The 18804-nt window shown below is 72.0% G+C and carries 18 protein-coding genes; 2 read left to right on the top strand and 16 right to left on the bottom strand.

Annotated elements, in window-relative coordinates; all coding sequences use genetic code 11:
* Positions 1–294: 294 nt before the first annotated feature.
* From ACIBTS_RS21785 to ACIBTS_RS21710, 16 genes are all read right to left on the bottom strand, one after another.
* The gene (locus ACIBTS_RS21785) at positions 295–600 is read right to left on the bottom strand and encodes a HypC/HybG/HupF family hydrogenase formation chaperone (RefSeq protein ID WP_399321361.1); all 306 of its coding nucleotides are present in this window, start codon (positions 598–600) and stop codon (positions 295–297) included.
* 32 nt (positions 601–632) lie between these two features.
* Positions 633–3023 carry a carbamoyltransferase HypF gene (hypF, locus tag ACIBTS_RS21780; RefSeq protein ID WP_399321359.1) on the bottom strand — a complete coding sequence of 797 codons (2391 nt, stop codon included), beginning with the start codon at positions 3021–3023 and terminating at the stop codon, positions 633–635.
* Complete coding sequence (gene hypB / locus ACIBTS_RS21775; protein WP_079657816.1) at positions 3020–3775, bottom strand: hydrogenase nickel incorporation protein HypB; 756 nt, start codon at positions 3773–3775, stop codon at positions 3020–3022. Before hypB ends, hypF begins: the two co-directional genes overlap by 4 nt.
* Before the next feature lie 3 nt (positions 3776–3778).
* Positions 3779–4177 carry a hydrogenase maturation nickel metallochaperone HypA gene (locus ACIBTS_RS21770; protein ID WP_399321357.1) on the bottom strand — a complete coding sequence of 133 codons (399 nt, stop codon included), beginning with the start codon at positions 4175–4177 and terminating at the stop codon, positions 3779–3781.
* Positions 4178–4324: 147 nt separating this feature from the next.
* Positions 4325–4429, bottom strand: a complete 105-nt coding sequence (locus ACIBTS_RS21765; protein WP_399321355.1) for a DUF6893 family small protein — start codon at positions 4427–4429, stop codon at positions 4325–4327.
* Positions 4430–4440: 11 nt separating this feature from the next.
* On the bottom strand, positions 4441–4986 hold the full coding sequence (locus ACIBTS_RS21760; RefSeq protein ID WP_399321354.1) for a hydrogenase maturation protease: 546 nt from the start codon (positions 4984–4986) through the stop codon (positions 4441–4443).
* Positions 4983–6440, bottom strand: a complete 1458-nt coding sequence (locus tag ACIBTS_RS21755) for a hypothetical protein (RefSeq protein ID WP_399321352.1) — start codon at positions 6438–6440, stop codon at positions 4983–4985. The genes ACIBTS_RS21760 and ACIBTS_RS21755 overlap by 4 nt, the downstream gene beginning before the upstream one ends.
* Positions 6437–7123: a DUF6084 family protein gene (locus ACIBTS_RS21750; protein ID WP_399321350.1), complete on the bottom strand. Its 687-nt coding sequence runs from the start codon at positions 7121–7123 to the stop codon at positions 6437–6439. Before ACIBTS_RS21750 ends, ACIBTS_RS21755 begins: the two co-directional genes overlap by 4 nt.
* On the bottom strand, positions 7120–7752 hold the full coding sequence (locus tag ACIBTS_RS21745) for a DUF5947 family protein (protein ID WP_399321348.1): 633 nt from the start codon (positions 7750–7752) through the stop codon (positions 7120–7122). The genes ACIBTS_RS21750 and ACIBTS_RS21745 overlap by 4 nt, the downstream gene beginning before the upstream one ends.
* Positions 7749–8270, bottom strand: a complete 522-nt coding sequence (locus ACIBTS_RS21740) for a hypothetical protein (protein ID WP_399321346.1) — start codon at positions 8268–8270, stop codon at positions 7749–7751. The genes ACIBTS_RS21745 and ACIBTS_RS21740 overlap by 4 nt, the downstream gene beginning before the upstream one ends.
* Complete coding sequence (locus ACIBTS_RS21735) at positions 8267–10051, bottom strand: nickel-dependent hydrogenase large subunit (RefSeq protein WP_399321345.1); 1785 nt, start codon at positions 10049–10051, stop codon at positions 8267–8269. Before ACIBTS_RS21735 ends, ACIBTS_RS21740 begins: the two co-directional genes overlap by 4 nt.
* Before the next feature lie 85 nt (positions 10052–10136).
* Positions 10137–11225: a hydrogenase expression protein HypE gene (locus ACIBTS_RS21730; RefSeq protein WP_399321344.1), complete on the bottom strand. Its 1089-nt coding sequence runs from the start codon at positions 11223–11225 to the stop codon at positions 10137–10139.
* A 63-nt stretch (positions 11226–11288) separates the two neighbouring features.
* Positions 11289–13070: an enoyl-CoA hydratase-related protein gene (locus ACIBTS_RS21725; RefSeq protein ID WP_399321342.1), complete on the bottom strand. Its 1782-nt coding sequence runs from the start codon at positions 13068–13070 to the stop codon at positions 11289–11291.
* 169 nt (positions 13071–13239) lie between these two features.
* Entirely contained in the window at positions 13240–13497 is a 258-nt protein-coding gene (locus ACIBTS_RS21720) for a hypothetical protein (protein ID WP_399321340.1), read from the bottom strand.
* A complete protein-coding gene (locus ACIBTS_RS21715; protein ID WP_399321338.1) occupies positions 13484–13798 on the bottom strand; it encodes a DUF6400 family protein in 315 nt (104 codons plus the stop codon). Before ACIBTS_RS21715 ends, ACIBTS_RS21720 begins: the two co-directional genes overlap by 14 nt.
* Positions 13799–13875: 77 nt before the next feature.
* Complete coding sequence (locus ACIBTS_RS21710; protein ID WP_399321336.1) at positions 13876–14286, bottom strand: YybH family protein; 411 nt, start codon at positions 14284–14286, stop codon at positions 13876–13878.
* Between the two features lie 135 nt (positions 14287–14421).
* Here ACIBTS_RS21710 and ACIBTS_RS21705 point away from each other — a divergent pair, with 135 nt between their 5' ends.
* Both ACIBTS_RS21705 and ACIBTS_RS21700 read left to right on the top strand, forming a co-directional pair.
* Positions 14422–15324: a LysR family transcriptional regulator gene (locus ACIBTS_RS21705; protein ID WP_399321334.1), complete on the top strand. Its 903-nt coding sequence runs from the start codon at positions 14422–14424 to the stop codon at positions 15322–15324.
* A gap of 174 nt (positions 15325–15498) precedes the next feature.
* Complete coding sequence (locus ACIBTS_RS21700; RefSeq protein ID WP_399321333.1) at positions 15499–18609, top strand: fibronectin type III domain-containing protein; 3111 nt, start codon at positions 15499–15501, stop codon at positions 18607–18609.
* Positions 18610–18804: the final 195 nt, after the last annotated feature.

The raw sequence follows: 18804 nt of genomic DNA, 5'->3' as shown, positions 1-18804 counted from the left end.
CGGCCTTCAGGCCGGCGAGGAATCGAACTCCCGCGGGCAAGGGCAGGGAACGGGGCTTCGCCTCCCTGGCGAAAGACCGCCCACGCAGTCGGGCGGGCTGATCGCCGTGCGCTGCGAGAACCAAGCGCGTACGCCGTGCTGATCGAGAACCAAGACAGCACATGCACCTCCAAGCTTCGCGGTACGAACCGGGCTGGTTTCTACCCGGCTGGTGTTGATCGTGGAAGACCTCTCGGGTCGCCGACCCGCAGGCAGCGTGAGCCAGGCATTCCCCAGCTTCAGCTGGGGAAGGATTCAGTACTTGCGCACCTCTTCCACCGGGTCCGCGCCCGCCTCTTGCGCCGCCATCTCCCAGGCGTCGCCGAACTCCTCCTGCAACATGCCGAGTTCGGCGAAGAGTTCGAGGGTCTGCCGGGCCGACTCCTCGTCCAGCCGTTGCAGGGCGAACCCGACGTGGACGATGGCGTACTCGCCGACCTGGAGGTCGGGCAGATACTCAAGGCACACCTCCTTGACCACGCCGCCGAAGTCGACGGTGGCCATCCGGGTGCCGTCCCGCTCCTCGATGTCCAGCACTCTGCCGGGTACCGCCAGGCACATGAGCCTCTCCTCGCTGTCGGTCGCGCGTTCGCTCAGTCGGTGGGGGTCGAAGCGGTGCGGGCGGCCACCATCAGCTGGCCCAGCGCCAGGCCGCCGTCGCCCGGCGGCACCAGTCGGTGCCGCAGGACCGTGAAGCCGTCGTCGCGCAGGGTGGCCGCACAGGCCGAGGACAGCAGGGTGTTCGCGAACACGCCGCCCGTGAGGGCGACCGTGTCCAGTCCGTGCCGTTCTCGCGCCCGCACGCAGACGCGGTGCACCAGGCCGCTCACGCCCCGGTGGAAGCGGGCCGCGACGACGCCCGGCCCCGCGCCCGCGCGCAGGTCGCCGACGATCGCCGTGAGCACGGGCGCCGGATCGGCCCGTACGACACCGCCCCCGTTCTCCTGCGACGCGTGGAGGGCGAAGGCGTACGCCGTGGTGTCCTCGGCGGGCGCGTGCAGAGCCACGCCCTCCAGCTCGACGGCGGCCTGTGCCTCGTATCCGGCACGGTGGCACACCCCGGCGAGAGAGGACACCGCGTCGAAGAGCCGGCCCATGCTGGACGTGCCGACACAGTTCAGGCCGCGCTCCAACTGCCGTGCCAGGAGACGGAGTTCGTCGGGCGGGCAGGCGGTCGTACAGGCGAGGTCGTCGGACCAGTCGATGCCGGCGGCCCGCAGATGCGCCAGGGCCATGCGGTAGGGCCGGCGCACCGCGGCGTCGCCACCGGGCAGTGGCACGTACGCGAGGTGCCCGAAGCGGGTGAAGCGGTCGTAGTCCGCGAGCAGGAACTCCCCGCCCCACACGGCGCCGTCGTCGCCGTGGCCGGTGCCGTCGAAGGCGACGCCGATCACCGTTCGGGTGCCGTCGAGGCCGTGCTCGGCCATCGCGGCTGCGATGTGCGCGTGATGGTGCTGGACGCGCACGACGGGACGGCCGGCCGCGTTCCGGTCGGCCCAACGGCCGGAGCGGTAGCCGGGATGCCGGTCGCGGATTAGGGCCTCGGGCCGCACCCCCGTGATGGACTCCAGCTGGGCCGCCGCCCGTTCGAAGGCCCGCTGCGTGCCGACGTCGTCCATGTCACCGATGTGCGCGGACAGCCAGGCTCGCCGGCCCGCCCCCAGACAGAAGGCGTTCTTCAGGTCTCCGCCGACGGCGAGGGCCGGCCGCACGGGCAGCGGGAGGGCGACCGGCAACGGGGCGTAGCCACGCGAGCGACGGATCACCAGCGGCTCCCCGTCGCAGACGCGGGCCACGGAGTCGTCGCACGGCACATGGATCGGCCGGTCGTGGGTGAGCCAGGCGTCGGCCAGGTGCGCGAGCCGCTCCAACGCCTCGGTGTCGTCGGTGACGATCGGCTCACCGGACACGTTGCCGCTGGTCATGACGAGCAGCCGGGGGCCGTCCGGGTCGCCGGGCAGGCCGAGCAGCAGATGGTGCAGGGGCGTGTACGGCAGCATCACGCCGAGATCGGGACTGCCGGGCGCGACGGACGGGGCGGGCCTGGGGTCCCCGGAGGCGTACGACGGGTGCGGCCGCCTTCTCAGGAGGACGACCGGCCTGGCCCGGTCTTCGAGCAGGCGCTGCTCCTCGGGGCTCAGCCGGACGAGGTGACGGAAGTCGTCGGCGGTCCTGGCCATCACGGCGAACGGCTTGTCGCCGCGCGCCTTCCGGCGGCGCAGGAGGCCGACGGCCGCCTGGTTGGTGGCGTCGCAGGCCAGGTGGTAGCCGCCCAGGCCCTTCACGGCGAGGATCGCGCCCCGCGCCAGCAGGGCGCGGGCCTCGGTGACCGGGTCCGCCCCGTCGGCACTCCGGACCCCTGTCTCCTCGGTGACGAGCAGCCGCAGGCGCGGCCCGCAGTCCGGGCAGGCGACCGGCTGCGCGTGGAAGCGGCGGTCGGCGGGATCGGCGTACTCCCGGGCGCAGTCGGGACACATCGCGAAGCCGGCCATGGTGGTGCCGGCCCGGTCGTACGGCACGCCGGTGACGATCGTGAAGCGGGGGCCGCAGTGGGTGCAGTTGACGAAGGGGTGGCGGTATCGCCGGTCGGCCGGGTCGGCCAGCTCGGCGAGGCAGTCGACGCAGGTGGCGCAGTCCGGGGAGACCAGGGTGCGGGCCGGGCCGTCGGTGCGGGAGGCGAGGATGGTGAACGCGGTGCCGCCGGCGGGAGGCATCTCCTGGTGGTCGACGGAGTCGACGCGGGCCAGTGGGGGCGCCTGGGCGGCGATCCGGTCGCAGAACAGGGCGACGGCCCCCGGGGTGCCCTCGATCTCCACGACGACGCCGTCGAGCGTGTTGGTCACGTGCCCGGTCAGGGCGAGTCCGGTGGCGAGACCGTACAGGTAGGGCCTGAAGCCCACGCCCTGCACCACTCCTCGAACGGTGACCCGGCGGCGCAGCGGAGTGTTCTCGGCGACGGCCGCCGGGGCCTGCGGCCCGCTCACGAGTGCGTGTGGGCCATGGCGTCCGTGACCTCCGGGTGCGCGTGGGTGTGACCGTGGTGTTGGGGCGGCCGGGCCATGACCGGCGAGTGGACGGGGGCGCCGTCGGCGGCGGCCAGCGCCCGGTCGAGCAGCGCGCCGACTCCCTGCCCCCGGCGTGCCGAGGTCAGCACCACCTCGACTCCGGGGTTGACCTGCTCCACGTTCGCGCGGAACGCGTCCTCGTCGAACTCGACGGCCTCGGCGATGTCGGTCTTGGTGACCACGACCAGGTGGGCGAGACCGAAGGCGGTGGGGTACTTGAGCGGCTTGTCCTCGCCCTCCGTCACGGAGGCGAGGGTGACCCTCAGCGTCTCCCCCAGGTCGTAGGAGGCCGGGCAGACCAGGTTGCCGACGTTCTCCACGAACAGCAGCCGGGTGTCGTCGGGCAGCCATCCCTCCAGGTGCGCGGCGAGCATCCCCGCTTCCAGGTGGCACAGTCCGTCGGTGAGCACCTGCTTGACCGGGACACCCGAACGCGCCAGGCGTGCCGCGTCGTTCTCCGTGGCGAGATCGGCGCTCAGCGCCGCCACGGGAACGGCCCGCTCGCGTGCCCGCAGCAACTCGCGCTCCAGCAGCGCGGTCTTGCCGCTGCCCGGACTGGACAGCAGGTTGACGACCGCGGTGCCCCGGGCAGCGAGTCGCGCGCGCAGTCCGTGGGCGCTCACGTCGTTCTTCGCGAGTACGGCCTGCCGCAGGTCGACGACACGGCACATGGTTCAGCTCTCCTCGGAGATCGGTTCGCGGGTGGGCGGGTGCGGCGGGCCGCCGTCCTCCCAGTGCACGTCGAGGATCTGCAGTTCCCGGCCCGCGAGCAGGTCGGTACGGGTCCCGCCGCAGTCGGGGCAGGTCAGCCGGGGCGGCATGCCGACGGCCCATTCGTGCGCACAGGGCGTGCACCGGGCCCGCCCCGGCACCGCCTCGGTGACCAGTTCGGCGCCCTCCAGCAGGGTTCCGGCGCAGGCCAGTTCGAAGCAGAAGGCGAGTGCATCGGGTACGACGCCGGCCAGTTCGCCGACCTGGAGCCGTACCGAACGCACCGCCGTGACACCGCCGGCCCGGGTGGCGGCCTCTGCCACCTGGTCGACGACGGCCAGCGCGACGGACATCTCGTGCACGGGTTCCACCGTCCCTCCGCAGGCGGCCTTCGGTCGGCCTTCATTAGAGGCGTGCGGACCCGGGCCGTGGGGCCCGGCACGCCGTCACCGGCGTGCGAGGTACGCCGTTCGACGCAACCGCACGGCACACCGGTTGGCGGGCACGGTTCACATCCGTCGGATCCGCAGGTAGCGCCTGAGGTCGGGGAACAACTCGGCGACGACGGCGACCATGGCGGCCAGAGCCGCTCCGCAGAGGACCATCTTCTTCATCGCGTCTCTCCTCATGTCGAACGCTCAGCGGTCAAGGCCTGCGCCGTGGCCGGCTCGCCGGTGCGCAGCAGTTCTTCGATCAGCCGGACGGCCTCCGGCACGGCGTCGGACACCTGCGCGCTGAGTCCGATGCCCTCGCCCACCGAGGCCGGTTCGCAACCGACGACCAGCACGCGGCGGGGCGGTTCGCCGCCGGTCCCGGCACACAGGGTGCCCAGCAGCGCCAGAACGGCGTCGGGGGTCATCCGGTGGCCGTCCAGCGCCGGGGCGGCGGACGAGGGACTTCCGCCGCCGACGTCGTGTTCGATCAGGTACAGCGTGCCGGGGGTTTCGCCGCGTGCCGTGGCGTCAACGAGGACGACGGTGTCGTAGCCGTCCAGGAGCTGGTAGGCGAGGTGCATCCCGCGCACCCCGATGTCCACGACCTCGATGTGTCCGGGCAGGTCGCGCCCGGCGAGGCGGCGCGCGGTCTCCACCCCGAACGCGTCGTCCCCGAGGAAGATGTTGCCGATGCCCGCCACGAGCGTCCGTGGGGCAGTCGGCGGGGGATGGCTCATACGCCGTCCTCCAGCGGTGTGACCTCGTCGGGCTGGAAGTACAGGAACCGTCCCTGCTCGCGGCGGATGTCGGCGCCCGGGTCGCCGTCCACGGTGACCGCCAGGTGCACCCCGCCGTCGACGTCGTGCAGCACCGCCTCGACCCTCGCGGTGCGGCCCCGAAGGAAGATGTCCTGCGCGTCGGTGTGCCGCAGGCCCGGGCGCAGTTCGACACGGCTGCCCTTGCCCACCGACCGGCCGTCCACGACCACCCGGTCCCGCGCCGGGTCGAAGCCCGCGTCGCTCGCGGGGTCCCACCAAGGGGTGTCCGGCCGTGGCACCCCGTACTCGTCGGGAAAGCCGACGTGCGGGGCGGGGCCCGGGGCGGCGGGGCCCGGGGCGGGGGTGGCCGGGCCGGTCGCCTCGCGCAGGCTGCGCACCGCCCCGTGCAGACGCTCCAGGACCTCGGCCGGCATCGAGTCCGCCAGCTCGATCACTGCGGCCGCCCGCTCGTCGGTGCCCCGGGCCTCGCGTTTCTCCTCATCGGTGAGGGCCGCGGTGCGCAGCGCGAGGATCTCGTCGATCTCGGTGGCGTCGTACAGCGCGCCGGGGCTCTCCGGTGCGATGGCCGGATGGTCCTCCAGGATGATCGGCGAGGACAGCACGAGGTCGGCGCGGCCGGGTTCGCCGGCGAGCACGGGCCAGGTGTGCAGGTTGCGGCAGGCGGCGACCGCGCCCTTGGCCCACTCGGGAGGATCGGTCATCGACAGGAACGATCCGGCGCTGAGGGCCATGAGGAGGTGGGTGGCCACCAGGGAGCGCGGCAGTGCCGCGTCCCGGTCGGCGCCGCGGCCCTCGGGGGGTGTCCAGTCGCTGGTGTTCTCGACGACGGCGGTCAGCCGCACGGTCCGGTAGGGGCCGTCGAGTTCGCGGGCGGACAGCCGGACCGCCCCGCTGATCTCCTCGCACCGCCGGATCAGTCGGCCCACGGTGCGGCCGGCTGCGTCCAGGACCGGTGCGGTGTCCTCGCGGGCGGGGCGTCGGAAGGGATACGTGACGCCCTCGCCGAGGAGCTCGGCCACCGACGCGACCACTTCGACGCGCTCCTCGTCCCCCTCGTCCCAGGGCACCAACACGCGGTCGTCGAGGCGGAGTTCGGGCACCGTGTCGTAGCCGCCGTCCGGCCGGGCCCGCTGCACCGTGCGCCGTCGGGCGTGCAGGAAGCGCACCTCGAGAGAGAGGGTCGCGCCGGCCTTCGGTTCCATCAGGCATTCGGTGTGCTGGAAGTCGTGCTCCTCGCACTCGGTGCCCCAGCCGGGCGGCACGAGCACCCCGAACTGCCAGCGCAGCCGGTTCTTGGCCGCCGAGGCCCGGTAGGGGTAGAGCACGTAGCCCTCGAAGAGGACGGCGTCGGCCACCTGCCGGGCGACGGCGAACCGCTCCTCCGTCTCGGGGGCGAACGCGGTCACGGTCACGGATCGGTCCTTCCGGTGGTGGTGAGGGCGCGCAGCGGATCGTGCGCGGGCCTGTCGGCCCTGTCCGTGTCCAGCAGCGTCTCGACGGTCGCTTCCCAGGAGGGCAGGGCGTGCCGGGAGCGGTAGGCGAGGAGGGCGTCCATGGCGTCGCGCGGCAGCCGGATCCAGCCGCAGCCGGGGAAGTGCTGCTCGACCATCTCCCGCCAGGCGGTGACCGGCATCCGGAAGGCCGCCTCCCGGTCCCACGGGACGGGCTCCACCTGGAAGCCGCCGGTCCCGGTGAACGCCGTGCCGGAGAAGAGCATCAGCAGGGGGACCTCGCCGTCGGTGAGGGCGGCGAGGTAGCGGGTCGCGGCGATGTCCATGTCGTAGGTGCAGGGCACGACGAGGTCGGCCTCGGTCTCCCCGGTGAAGCCGGAAACCATCAGCGGGACCTGGGCGAACTGCACCGGCTGCAGGGTGCTGCCCCAACGTGAGCGGTCGCCGAAGAGGTCCGCGAGACCGTCGGCCTCGGCGGACGCGTAACCGCGGCGGGCGGGTTCGATGCGGATCTGGCAGCGCAGCGCGAGGGCGTGCACGGGCATGCCGCCGGAGGCGGTGACCCGCAGCCGGAAGACGAGGGTCGGTCCGGCGGCGTACCGGTCGGCGCGGACGCCGGTGCAGGTGAAGGAGAACTCCGTCACGGCCGCACCCCCGCTTCCACGGGCCGGGCGCGTCGCGCGACGTCCGTGAAGAACGCGTCCAGCGCGGCGCGGGCCTCGGCCCCGCCGTCGAAGCCCTGCCACAACAGGCGCATGCGGCCGACGAGTTCGTAGCAGACGTCGATCGGTACGAGGTGGCACTCGCAGTGGCCGTCGGCGCGGCGCAGCAGCAGCGCCTCCACGTCCGGTTCGAGGAGCTGGGCGAGGCGGCTGCCGGCGAGGACCTCCGTCCAGGCGGCCGGTTCGAGTTCGCTCTCGGTGGCGCCTGCCGGGCTCGGGTAGAGCGCCACGAGCCGGTCGAGCGCCGCGTTGCGGAAGAGGAAGGCGACGCCGACCGGGATCTGCAACGTGTCCCACGCGCTCTCGTCGAGGCGATGTGCGGGGTCGGTGAGGTAGCGGGCGGGGACCGTGCGGAAGCGGCCGGCGGCGGCGCCCGGCTGTTCCATCAGCAGCGCGCAGGCGGCGCAGGCGCAGACCAGGGCGCGTTTCTCGGTGTCGACCAGGTGGCGGTGGTCCGCTTCGGTCACGGCCAGTGCGCACAGCTCGCAGCGCTCGGGCCGGGGCGGACGCTCGGTGAGGAACCGGCGCAGTCCGGCGGTGGCGGCGGTCACCGGGTCCTCGTCCCGATCTGCAGCAGGGCCGGCGCCTGCCGCAGATCGACCGTCCTGACCTCCGGCGCGAAACAGGCCAGCGCCGCCTCGGCGGCCTCCCGGGCTCCCGCTCCGGAACCGCATCCGCATCCGCCGCCCGCCGAGGCCGAGGCCGAGGCCGAGGCCGCCCGCAGGGTCAGGGCGCCGCTGTCCTCGTCGAAGCCGACGATGTCCAGATCGTGTTCCCGAACGCTGTCGAGGGCCCGGGCGATACGGGTGTCGCGGTCCTCGGGGTGCAGGTCGTGCAGGACGAGAAGGCTCGCGACCAGTTCGTCCTGCAGGAGGTGTGCCGTCGGTTCGCCGGGCGCGGCGGACAGCAGCTGGAGGATACGGGCGAGACCGGCACCGTAGAAGGCCATGAGGGAGCGGACGAGTTCCTCCGCGGCCGCGGCGGCGGCCGGGTCGCCGCTCGTGGCCAGTTGGTCGAGGACTTCCTCGACCTGGCGTCCGGTCTGCTCGGCCGAGGGGAGCGCGCTCATCCGCCCAGTCCGCTCAGGCCGGTGGGCACGTGCATCGACTTCACCGTCTTGCCGCGCCCGACGTACATGTGGACGCCACAGGGCAGACAGGGGTCGAAGCTGCGGACGGCGCGCATGATGTCGATGCCCTTGAAGTTGTCCGGGGTGTTCTCCTCGAAGATCGGCGTGTTCTGCACGGCGTCCTCGTACGGGCCCGGCGTGCCGAAGGTGTCCCTGGTGCTGGCGTTCCAGGGCGTCGGCGGGTACGGGTGGTAGTTGGCGATCTTGCCGTCGCGGATCACCATGTGGTGCGAGAGGACTCCTCGGACGGCCTCGGTGAAGCCGACGCCGAGCCCCTCGTCCGGGACCTCGAACTTCTCCCAGGTCTGGGTGCGTCCGGCCCGGACCTCCTCCAGGCCCTTCTCCGCGAAGTGCAGCGCGACGGCGGCGGTGTAGGCCTGGAAGTAGGTGCGCGCGCGGTTGCGTTCCAGCGCGTTGGACCACTTCGGGATCTTCCACTCGAAGCTGGTCTCGGGCCTGGTCATCGTGCGGGGCAGGTTGATGACCACGCTGTGGCCGGTGGCCTTCACATACCCGGTGTCGACGAGTCCGGACAGGGCGGTGGACCACAGGCGGGCGATGGGGCCGCCGCCAGTGTCCAGGGCGAGGTGGTCCTTGCCGTCGAACCAGCGCGGGGACATGACCCAGCTGTACTTGTCGTCGAAGTTCCGCTTCTGCGGGGCGGGGATGGTGTGCTGGTTCCACGGGTGGCGCGGGTCCACCGGGTTGCCGAGCGGGTCGTGGGTGACGAACTGTTCCTGGCCCTGCCAGTCCTCGTAGTAGGAGCTGCCCAGCAGGATGCGGATGCCGAGGTTGATCTCGGTGAGGTCGTTGGTGACGAGCTTGCCGTCGACGATGATGCCGGGCGTGACGAACATGCGCCGGCCCCAGTCGGTCATGTTGGCGTAGGTGAAGTCGCAGTACTCGGGGTCGTTGAGCGCGCCCCAGCAGCCGAGCAGGACCCGCCGGCGGCCGACCTCCTCGTAGCCGGGCAGCGCCTCGTAGAAGAAGTCGAAGAGGTCGTCGTGCAGCGGCACGACGCGCTTCATGAACTCCACGTACTTCATCAGGCGGCTGAGGTAGTCCGTGAAGAGCTGCACGGAGGCGATGGTGCCGACGCCGCCCGGGTAGAGCGTGGAGGGGTGCACATGGCGGCCCTCCATCAGGCAGAACATCTCCCGCGTGTAACGGCTCACCTGGAGGGCCTCGCGGTAGAACTCGCCTTCCAGGGGGTTCAGCGAGCGCATGATGTCGGCGATGGTGCGGTAGCCGTGCTCGGCCGCGTGCGGGGCCTCGGTGCGCTCGGCGAGGGCGAGGACTCCGGGGTTGGTCTCCCTGACCATCTTCTCGCAGTAGTCGACCCCCACCAGGTTCTCCTGGAAGATGTTGTGGTCGAACATGTACTCCGCGGACTCGCCGAGGTTGATGATCCACTCGCCGAGGTGCGGGGGCTTCACGCCGTACGCCATGTTCTGCGCGTACACCGAGCAGGTGGCGTGGTTGTCCCCGCAGATGCCGCAGATGCGGCTGGTGATGAAGTGGGCGTCGCGGGGGTCCTTGCCGCGCATGAAGACGCTGTAGCCACGGAAGACCGACGAGGTGCTGTAGCACTCCGCGACCCGCTTCTGCTTGAAGTCGATCTTGGTGTGGATGCCCAGGCTGCCGACGATCCGGGTGATCGGGTCCCAGGCCATCTCCACCAGGCCGCTGCCGTCGCCGGCCGCCTTCGTCTTCGGTGCCATCTGTGTGCCGTGCCCTTCGTTGCGCGGGAGGTACGTGGGTGGGGGGAGTGCACGATGCGGGGAGCGGATTACGTGCGGCGGACGCTCACCACGGGGGCCGGTATCCGGTGGTGATCCTGTCTCCGGAGCGGCGCCACCTGGGCTCCTTGTCCACCGTTTTGGCGGTGATCGACCGCAGTTTGCGGACCACGGCGCCGTACGCTCCGCTGGCGCTGCTGGACACCTTGGCCCCGGGCGGCTCGTCCATGAACGGCATGAACTTGTCGGGGAAGCCGGGCATGGTGCAGGCGATGCAGATGCCGCCGACGTTGGGGCAGCCGCCGATCCCGTTCATCCAGCCGCGCTTGGGCACGTTGCACTTGACGACAGGACCCCAGCAGCCGAGCTTGACCAGGCACTTCGGCGAGTCGTACGACAGGGCGAACTCGCCCTGTTCGTAGTAGCCCGCGCGGTCGCAGCCCTCGTGCACGGTGGCCCCGAACAACCAGGTCGGGCGCAGCTTGTCGTCCAGCGGGATCATCGGGGCGGCACCGGTCGCCTGGTAGAGCAGATAGGTGAGCGTCTCGGAGAAGTTGTCGGGCTGGATCGGACAGCCGGGGACGCACACGATGGGGATGCCCGCGTGGGACTTCCAGTCCCAGCCGAGGTAGTCCGGCACGCCCATCGCGCCGGTCGGGTTGCCCGCCATGGCGTGGATGCCGCCGTAGGTGGCGCAGGTGCCGATCGCGACGACCGCCAGCGCCTTCGGGGCGAGCCGGTCGATCCACTCGCTGGTGGTGATCGGCTGGCCGGTCTCCGGGTTGTCGCCGAAGCCGCACCAATAGCCCTCGGGCTTGATCGCCTCGTTGGGGATGGAGCCTTCGACGACCAGGACGAACGGGTCGATCTCGCCCCGCTCCCCCTTGAAGAACCACTCGATGAACGTGTCCGAGCCGCCGACCGGGCCGCACTCGAAGTCGATGAGCGGCCAGTGCACGGCGATCTTCGGAAGCCCCGGCAGCACGCCGAGCACGATCTCCTCGATGCTGGGCTGCATGGCCGCCGTCAAGGCGACCGAGTCGCCGTCGCAACTCAGCCCCGCGTTGATCCAGAGAATGTGGATCGTGGGTGTCTCGCCGGCGGGCGCGCCGTCCGCGTCCGCAGCGCCGACCGTGTCCGGCGTCGCCTCAGTCATGGGACCGCCTTCTGGGGAGGTAAGGGATGAAGGCCTGCATTTCGGCCGTCGGCTTTCTTCGTATCAGCCGTTCGGCCGTGACGAGACACCAGCGGGGGCCGTTCCGGTGACGTCGGCGGCAGAGTGGGTCCGGCCGGTTTGCGCAACCGCTGACAGACCGAGGTGCGGTGGGGTGCACATCGGCCGTTCCTTGTGGACGAAGGAACGGCGCAGCGCGTGGTACGGGGCGTCCGGGTCCTCGAAGGTCCGGCGCATCCGGGCCAGCTCCTGCTCACGGAAGCCGGCCAGCGGGGTCGCGCTCTCCAGCCGGTCCAGCTCCCTCTTCTTCGCGGTGATCCGTGACGCCGTCGCCGGGCGGGACGCGAGGCGTGCCGCCAGGTCGCCGACCTCCCGCGCGAACGCGTCAGGACCGCAGTCGACGACCCGGTCGACGAGCCCGAGGCGCAGTGCGCTCGCCGAGCTCACCGGCAGCGCCTCGCGCATGAGTCGCCCGGCCGTCGCGGGACCCACCCTGCGCGGCAGGGTGTGCGTCCAGTACTCCGAGCCGTACAGGCCCATCAGACGGTAGTGGGGGTTCAGCACGGCGCCCGCGCGGCACCACACCTCGTCGGCCGCCAGGGCCAGCATCACTCCGCCCGCCGCGGCGTTGCCCGCGACCGCCGAGACCACCAGCCGGTCCGTCGTCGTGAGCACGGCCTCGACCAGATCGTCGATGGCGTTGATGTTCGCCCAGGACTCGGCGGCGGGGTCGGCCGCGGCCTCGATGACGTTGAGGTGGATCCCGTTGGAGAAGAAGTCCCGTTCGCCGCCGAGCACCAGCACCGACGTGGGTCGCGCGCAGGCTTGCCGGTAGGCGTCCAGCAGACGTCGGCACTGCTGCGTGCTCATGGCCCCGCCGGGGAACGAGAACGACAGGAAGCCCACCCGCCCGTCCTCCCGGTAGCGGATGTCGGACCAGGTCCGGTGCCATGCCTCGGGCAGCGGCGGCAGGGCGTGCTCGGGCAGCGGCGGCAGCCGGTCGCCCAGGGCGAGCACGGCAGGCAGCTTGAACGTGGGCGGCTGTCCGGGCGCGCGCCGGGGCCGCAGCTCGGGGATCCACACGGCGCCGTCCTTGGTGGCCCGGCAGAGCGCCCCGGCCCGGGTGGCCAACAGCTCGCCCGGCCGGCCCCGCAACTCGCTGTCGGGGTGGCCGCCGTGCAGGTACCACTCGCCGCCGAGCAGGGTGTCCAGCACACCGGGCTGCGAGTCCGCCGCCCGCAGCCTGCGCAGGACGTCCTGCGTGCAGTCCTCGGCCCAGTCGATCCGCCGGACGCTCTGGTCGAGGTACGGGCGCGGGCACAGCCCGGCCTCGGACGCGCAGGCGGCGTCCTGCCCGCGCGGAACGTGGGCGCCTCCGGCGAAGCGCTCCACGGCGAGCAGCACGGCCTCGAGCGCGGCGTCGGCGATCTCCCCCCGGTACAGCTCGCTCTTGGACACCGCAGGAACCCGGCACGGCACACAGGCCCACACGTCACCGGCGTCCATCTCCCCGTCGGCCTGCAGGACGGTGACGCCCCACTGGTCGACGCCGTCATGGATCGCCCAGTCCAGGGAGGACGGTCCTCGGTCGCCGACGGGCCCGGGATGGACGACGAGGCATGTGTACGCCGACCACACCTCCTCGGGGATCGCCGTCTTCAGCATCGGCGCGACGATGAGCCGGGGTGCGTGGCGCCGCACGACTTCGGGCAACTCGGTGCCGGGCAGGGCGAGTTCCACAGCCATGGTGTGGCCGCGGTCGCGCAGTTCGGCGTGGACGCGCTGGGTGAGGCTGTTGAACGCGCTGGCTAGGAGCAGGATGTGCACGGCTGCCTCCGGACGGACGAACGGCCAGGCAGGGACGGCCGCCGATCGCGATCCTCGGCCGCGGCCGCTCGTCGCCTTCGACGACAGACGGTGAGGTCATCCGAAAGCGGGCACCGATCCGCCGTCCGGCCTCACCTGTCCGGCGCGCCGAGGCGGCCGTGGTGAAGGATCACCGTCGTCGCAGACCGCTTGCGATCCGTTCCCAGGGCGAGCGGGTGGCGCCGAAGTGGGTCTCGTGAGCCCAGATGTGGGTGCACGAACTGCACTGCAGGTGGAGCAGGCTGCCCACGTTGGAGAGCAGGTAGCGCCAGTGCTCGGAGCAGGTGCGGCCCTGCTCGCAGGTGGTGCAGCCGCGGTGGTCGCCGCAGTTCGGGCAGGCCACCCAGGCTCGGCGCCCGACGTCGGCCTGCGGGTCAAGCGGCAGCATCGCCGCCGCCTCTCCGCGGCAGCACACCGGCCGACACCAGTTCGTCGTACATGCGCTGCTGCTCCGCGCTGAGGCCGGAGTAGAGCAGCTCGTGCGCCGCTTGCTCGCCGCGTAGCGCGGTGACGGGGTCCCAGTCGGAGCCGAGTGCGGCCAGGACATGGGCGCGCCGGAGCATTTCGTGTGAGCTCAGGTCGACGGCCAGATCGACCAACGGGGGCGTGTCCGGTCGGTCGGCTGCGGGCCTGCTCGCCGCAGCGGGATCGTCCGGTTCGTCAGGAAGGGCACGGCCGTGGGGGGACATGCGACCGAACGTAGGTAAGCGTTCCTCGGCCCGGCAAGAGCAGGTGGGGGAAGTCACAGCCCTTGCCTGCCGAGCGCTCAGCCGGTGGGTGGGACGAACTCTGGCTGGTCGAGCACGCGCAGCCAGCTTCCGTCGTGCTGGCGCCGGACGACCTGCGCCCGGGCGCCGGCCCCGTCCCTGGGCGGCGTCGAGGTGAGGGCGATGTCGCCGCTGATCAGCGTCGGCAGCGGCTGTTCCGGCTCGAAGCGGGGACGGTGGGCCAGCACCTTCTCCCACAGCGCACGGATCGCCTCCCGCCCCACGGTCAGCTCGCCGGGCGGGTAGGCCATCACCGCGTCCTCTTCGTAGAGCGCGGCGACCCCGGTCGCGTCGCCGGCGTTGGAGCGCTCGACGAACAAGCGGGTGATGTCCTCGGGCCGCAGGGCCTTCTCGTACTGCGCCTTCTCGTACTCCGCCTTCTCGTACTGCGCCTTCTCGTACGCCGGCATGGTTCCTCCTGCCATCGGGCTTCTGTGCTGCTGAGCTGCTGAGTTTCTCGGTGTTTCCTGGCCTGCCTCCCAGCCTGGTGGCCTGCCGATCAGAAGTCCAACAGATGGTTTTTCTGGTAGCTAGAATCTGTAGTCATGGAACTGAGGCAGCTGGAGTACTTCGTCGCCGTCGCCGAGGAGCGGAACTTCACGCGGGCCGCCGAGCGGGTGCACATCAGCCAGTCCGGCGTCAGCGCCCAGATCCGCCAACTGGAGCGTGAGCTCGGCGCCGAGCTGTTCGACCGGTCGGCGCGCACCGCCACCCTGACCGTGGCAGGCAAGGCCGCCCTCGAACCGGCCCGCGCCGCACTCGCCGCCGCTGCAGCGGTCGGCCAGGCGGTGGGTGAGGTGACCGAGCTGATCCGGGGCCGGGTCACGGTGGGGATGGTCATGGGCTGCACCGTTACCCCGCTGTTCGACGCCCTCGCCGCGTTCCACCGGGCGCATCCCGGGGTGGAGATCTCGCTCCTCGAGGACAGCTCCGACCTTCTCGTCGAGAAGGTCCGCACCGACGCCGTCGACCTGGCCCTCGTCGGTACCGCGACCGCCGCGCCGGAGGGGCTGGAGGCGCTGACCATCGTCAGTGAGCGGCTCGTCGCAGCGGTTCCGGCCGGGCACCCCTTGGCGAAACGGCGCCGGGTCACGCTGCGCGACCTGGCGGCCCACCCCCTCGTGTGCATGCCACCCGGCACCGGCCTGCGCACGGTGTTCGACCGCGCCTGCGCCGCACAGAGCCTGCGGCCGGCGATCGCGCTGGAAGCCAGCGCCGCGGACGCCATGGCAGGTCTCGCCGTCCGCGGGCTCGGCGTCGCGGTCCTCAGCGCCTCGATGGCCGCGAGCTACCGCGACCGGCTCGTCGCCCGCACCATCGACGACGTCGAAGCGCCGGCATCGCTCGCCCTGATCTGGAAGAGCACGCACAACCCGTCGGTGCGCGAACTGCTCGCGCACAGCCGACGGGCATTCACCCAGCCCGAGCCGGCTCAGCACGCCGAGTGAGATGACCTCGAAGACCGATACGTACACGAGTTCTGCACGAGTTCTGCACGATTTCGCACACGAATGTCTGTTCGCATGCCATCATCGCGGGGGCAGGAAGTGATCACTCGGTGGACCCCACGAGCCGTCATGTCCCAGGTGGTGCACCGGATCCGAGGAAGGATGACGCCCCCGATGGGCAGACCCGTTCCCCCGCAATCCCGTGTCCGCGCGTCGCGCCGACTCCGACTGCTGTGGCCGGTCACCGCCGCCGGAGCCGCGCTCATCGCCGGCACCGTGCAGAGCCCGCCCCGCGCGGCCCCGCCGGACGCAGTGCCGGTCGCGTCGGTGAACTGCTCCGACGGGGTGTGGAAGGCCGACTACTACCCCAACACCACCCTCACCGGCACGCCCCGAGCGTCACTGTGCGACGCCTCCGTCAACGAGAACTGGGGCGCGGGCCACCCCGCCCGGACATCCCTGCCCAACGACCGCTTCGGCGTCCGCTGGACGATGCGCCGCAACTTCGGCGGGGGTGGCCCTTTCCTGCTGCGGACCGCGGCCCAGGACGGCGTCCGGGTCTGGATCGACGGCACGCGCTACGTCAACCTGTGGCGCGACTACGTCTCCACCCGGCGCGCGAGCGTCAAGGTGACCGTGCCCGCCGGAACGCACACCGTGCGGGTCGACTACGTGGCTTTCACGGGCTCGGCCAATGTCTCCGCCGACCTTGCCCCGACCACTGCGGACAGGGTGGCCCCGCTGGCTCCCGCCTCCGTGAGCGCGGTGCGCGGTGACGGCCGGGCCACCGTCAACTGGGCCCGCAACGCCGAGGCGGATCTGGCCGGTTACCGGGTCTACCGCTCCACCAGCACCCCCGTGGCGCTGGACACCGCACACCGGATCAGCGGCTCCGGCCTGCTGACCGCGAGGACGTTCACCTCGACCGGGCTGCGCAACGGCACCAAGTACTGGTTCGCCGTCACCGCCGTGGACCGCGCCGGCAACCAGTCCCGTGCATCGGCCGCCGTCCCGGCCGTCCCGGCCGACACCACGCCGCCGCGGGCTCCGGAGGACCTGGGGGCCGACGGCTACGGCGACATCGACCTCAACGGCAACGGCGTGCCCGACCCCGACGACGACCTCGGCGAGAACCACCTGAGCTGGGGGCCGAGTTGGGACGACGACTCCAGCACCCAGGACTCGTTCGCCGGTTACCACGTGTACCGTGCCACCGCCCCTGACGGCCCGTGGGCCAGGATCAGGAGCGCCGACGCCCGAGTGGTCCAGGACAACGCCTACGCCGACAAGGACGCCCCGATCGGCGTCACCGCGTACTACCGGGTGACGGCCGTCGACACCGCCGGCAACGAGTCGGCCGCGGCGACCACCGAGCCCGGTGAGTACGCCGGAACCGTCGCCTCGGCGCTCCGCCCCGACACCGGCCTCTACCCGCCCCGGCAGCCCACCGGGCTCAAGGGCGAACTGAGCGATGTCAACGCCACGGTGGACTGGGCCGACAACCCGGTCGGCAGTCCCGTGCACGGCCTGACCGCCGGCTACCAGGTGCAGTCCGCCTCCTCGACCAACGGTCCCTGGACCGTGCGCGCCGGTGCCGGTGCACCGCTCACCCCGTCGCAGTTCACCGACACCGACCTGCCCGAGGGCGGCACCCGCTACTACCGGGTGCGCGCCGTCGGCAGGACCGTCGAGGCCGGCACTGCGCCCGCGTACTCGGCCTGGACCGAGCCGGTCGCCGTCAGCCGCCCGGTGCCGCCGGACACCAACCCGCCCACCGCGCCCGGCGCGCCCGAGGTCACCGCGCCCGACGGCGGCACCACCGCCACCCTGGCCTGGACCACCGACGGCCCGCCCGGCCATGAGCAGGACTTCGCCGGCTACCAGGTCACCCGCAGTGCGACCGCCGACGGCCCGTTCACCGACGTCGGAAGCCCCCGCACGCCCCAGTGCGCCGCCGTACCCGACACCGAGCAGCAGGTCCGCTGCGTCCTCACCGACGGCCCGATCGCCGCCGACGCCACCCCCTACTACCGGGTCGTCGCGGTCGACCAGGTGGGCAACCGCTCCGCAGGCACGGTGGTGCAGTTGAAGCGGCTGCCCCCGCCGGCGCCGAAACCGTCCACGCCCACCGGGCTGACCGCCACCCGCGACGACAGCGGCGGCATCCTGCTCGACTGGGACGACTCCCCACCGTCCGAGGTCTACCTCTACTACCTGTTCCGCACGACGTACGGCAGCCGGTGCGCGAGCGTCGACACCTTCCACACGGCCGACTCCTACTACCTGGACACCGAACCGTTCCACAAAGCCCGTTACTGCCTGACGGTGGCCAACTTCCAGGGCGGCTACAGCGACCCGATCTGGATCGACGTATCCGACGAGCCGGCCCCCGCCCCGCAGGCGCCCGACCTGCCGACCACGGTGGGCGCCGCGGACGGCATCCGGGTGACCTGGTCCGTCAACGACCCGACCGCAGCCCGCTACGAGATCTGGCGCCGCTCCGAGACCGACGCCGTGTACATCAAGACCGCCGGCCTCCCCGCGACGACGACCCCGGAGTGGACCGACACCGGCGCACCGGCCGGAATACCCACCTGCTACCGGACCGTCGCCGTGAACGCGGCGGGGAGCCGCTCAGGATTCTCCGACGACGACTGCGCGGTGCGCCCGTACCCCGAAGGCACCGCGCGTCCCGACCGGCCCGCGGGGCTCGGCGCGCGGCAGGACGGCGACCACGCGGTGCTGTCCTGGCAGCCCGTCCCGGGCGCCACCGGCTACCTGGTCTACCGGTACTGGGGCAACGCCGCCAACCCCGGCACCCGGATCCAGGACCAGCCCGTGACCGGCACCACCGTGACCGACACCGCCGCGCCCTACCCCTCCTCCAACGGCTACTACGCGGTGGTGGCCGTGGACGCCGCCGGGGTGCGATCCGAGGCGGCGGTGCTGCCGTGGATGGGCGACGGCTACGCGGCCTCCATGAGCCTGGCCGCGAGCGGCTCCGCGGACGGTGTGCTGCTCACCTGGACGTGGTCCTGCCAGAACGACTGGTGCCCGGCGCCGTCCTCGGTCACGATCGAGCGCTGGAACCCCGCCACCCAGGTGTGGGACGAGCTGACCTCGACCCTGCCCGGCACCGCCGTGTCCCACCTGGACACCACCGCGGCGGCCGGGGCCACCTCCTACTATCGGGTGCAGATCTACGGCCAGGACGGCGGCACTCCCGAGCAGTTGGGTTACGGGGCGGTCCCCGGCACCCGCCCTTCGGTGCCTGCCGCGAACTGACGGCGCGCGGCGGATGGTCTTGAACAGCGCGTTGAGCTTGGATTTCCGTTCCTCATGGGTCGGGGCGGTCCGGTTGCGAAAGTCGCGGAAACCGGACGCCTCGATGCTGACGAAACGCACAGCGTGTGGGAAAGACCTTGCCCAAGGGATCGTTTCACCGTCACCCGAATGGCGGCCGAATAATATTGGCGATAC

The organism is Streptomyces sp. NPDC050121 (assembly GCF_044460385.1).
Lineage (GTDB): Bacteria > Actinomycetota > Actinomycetes > Streptomycetales > Streptomycetaceae > Streptomyces > Streptomyces soliscabiei.
This window is presented reverse-complemented; position numbering and strand designations above follow the sequence as displayed.

Coding starts and splice junctions, on each gene's coding strand:
- ACIBTS_RS21785 (WP_399321361.1), bottom strand. CDS start 600: ATGTGCCTGGCGGTACCCGGCAGAGTGCTGGACATCGAGGAGCGGGAC.
- hypB (WP_079657816.1), bottom strand. CDS start 3,775: ATGTGCCGTGTCGTCGACCTGCGGCAGGCCGTACTCGCGAAGAACGAC.
- ACIBTS_RS21765 (WP_399321355.1), bottom strand. CDS start 4,429: ATGAAGAAGATGGTCCTCTGCGGAGCGGCTCTGGCCGCCATGGTCGCC.
- ACIBTS_RS21760 (WP_399321354.1), bottom strand. CDS start 4,986: ATGAGCCATCCCCCGCCGACTGCCCCACGGACGCTCGTGGCGGGCATC.
- ACIBTS_RS21740 (WP_399321346.1), bottom strand. CDS start 8,270: ATGAGCGCGCTCCCCTCGGCCGAGCAGACCGGACGCCAGGTCGAGGAA.
- ACIBTS_RS21735 (WP_399321345.1), bottom strand. CDS start 10,051: ATGGCACCGAAGACGAAGGCGGCCGGCGACGGCAGCGGCCTGGTGGAG.
- ACIBTS_RS21730 (WP_399321344.1), bottom strand. CDS start 11,225: ATGACTGAGGCGACGCCGGACACGGTCGGCGCTGCGGACGCGGACGGC.
- ACIBTS_RS21720 (WP_399321340.1), bottom strand. CDS start 13,497: ATGCTGCCGCTTGACCCGCAGGCCGACGTCGGGCGCCGAGCCTGGGTG.
- ACIBTS_RS21715 (WP_399321338.1), bottom strand. CDS start 13,798: ATGTCCCCCCACGGCCGTGCCCTTCCTGACGAACCGGACGATCCCGCT.
- ACIBTS_RS21710 (WP_399321336.1), bottom strand. CDS start 14,286: ATGCCGGCGTACGAGAAGGCGCAGTACGAGAAGGCGGAGTACGAGAAG.
- ACIBTS_RS21705 (WP_399321334.1), top strand. CDS start 14,422: ATGGAACTGAGGCAGCTGGAGTACTTCGTCGCCGTCGCCGAGGAGCGG.
- ACIBTS_RS21700 (WP_399321333.1), top strand. CDS start 15,499: ATGGGCAGACCCGTTCCCCCGCAATCCCGTGTCCGCGCGTCGCGCCGA.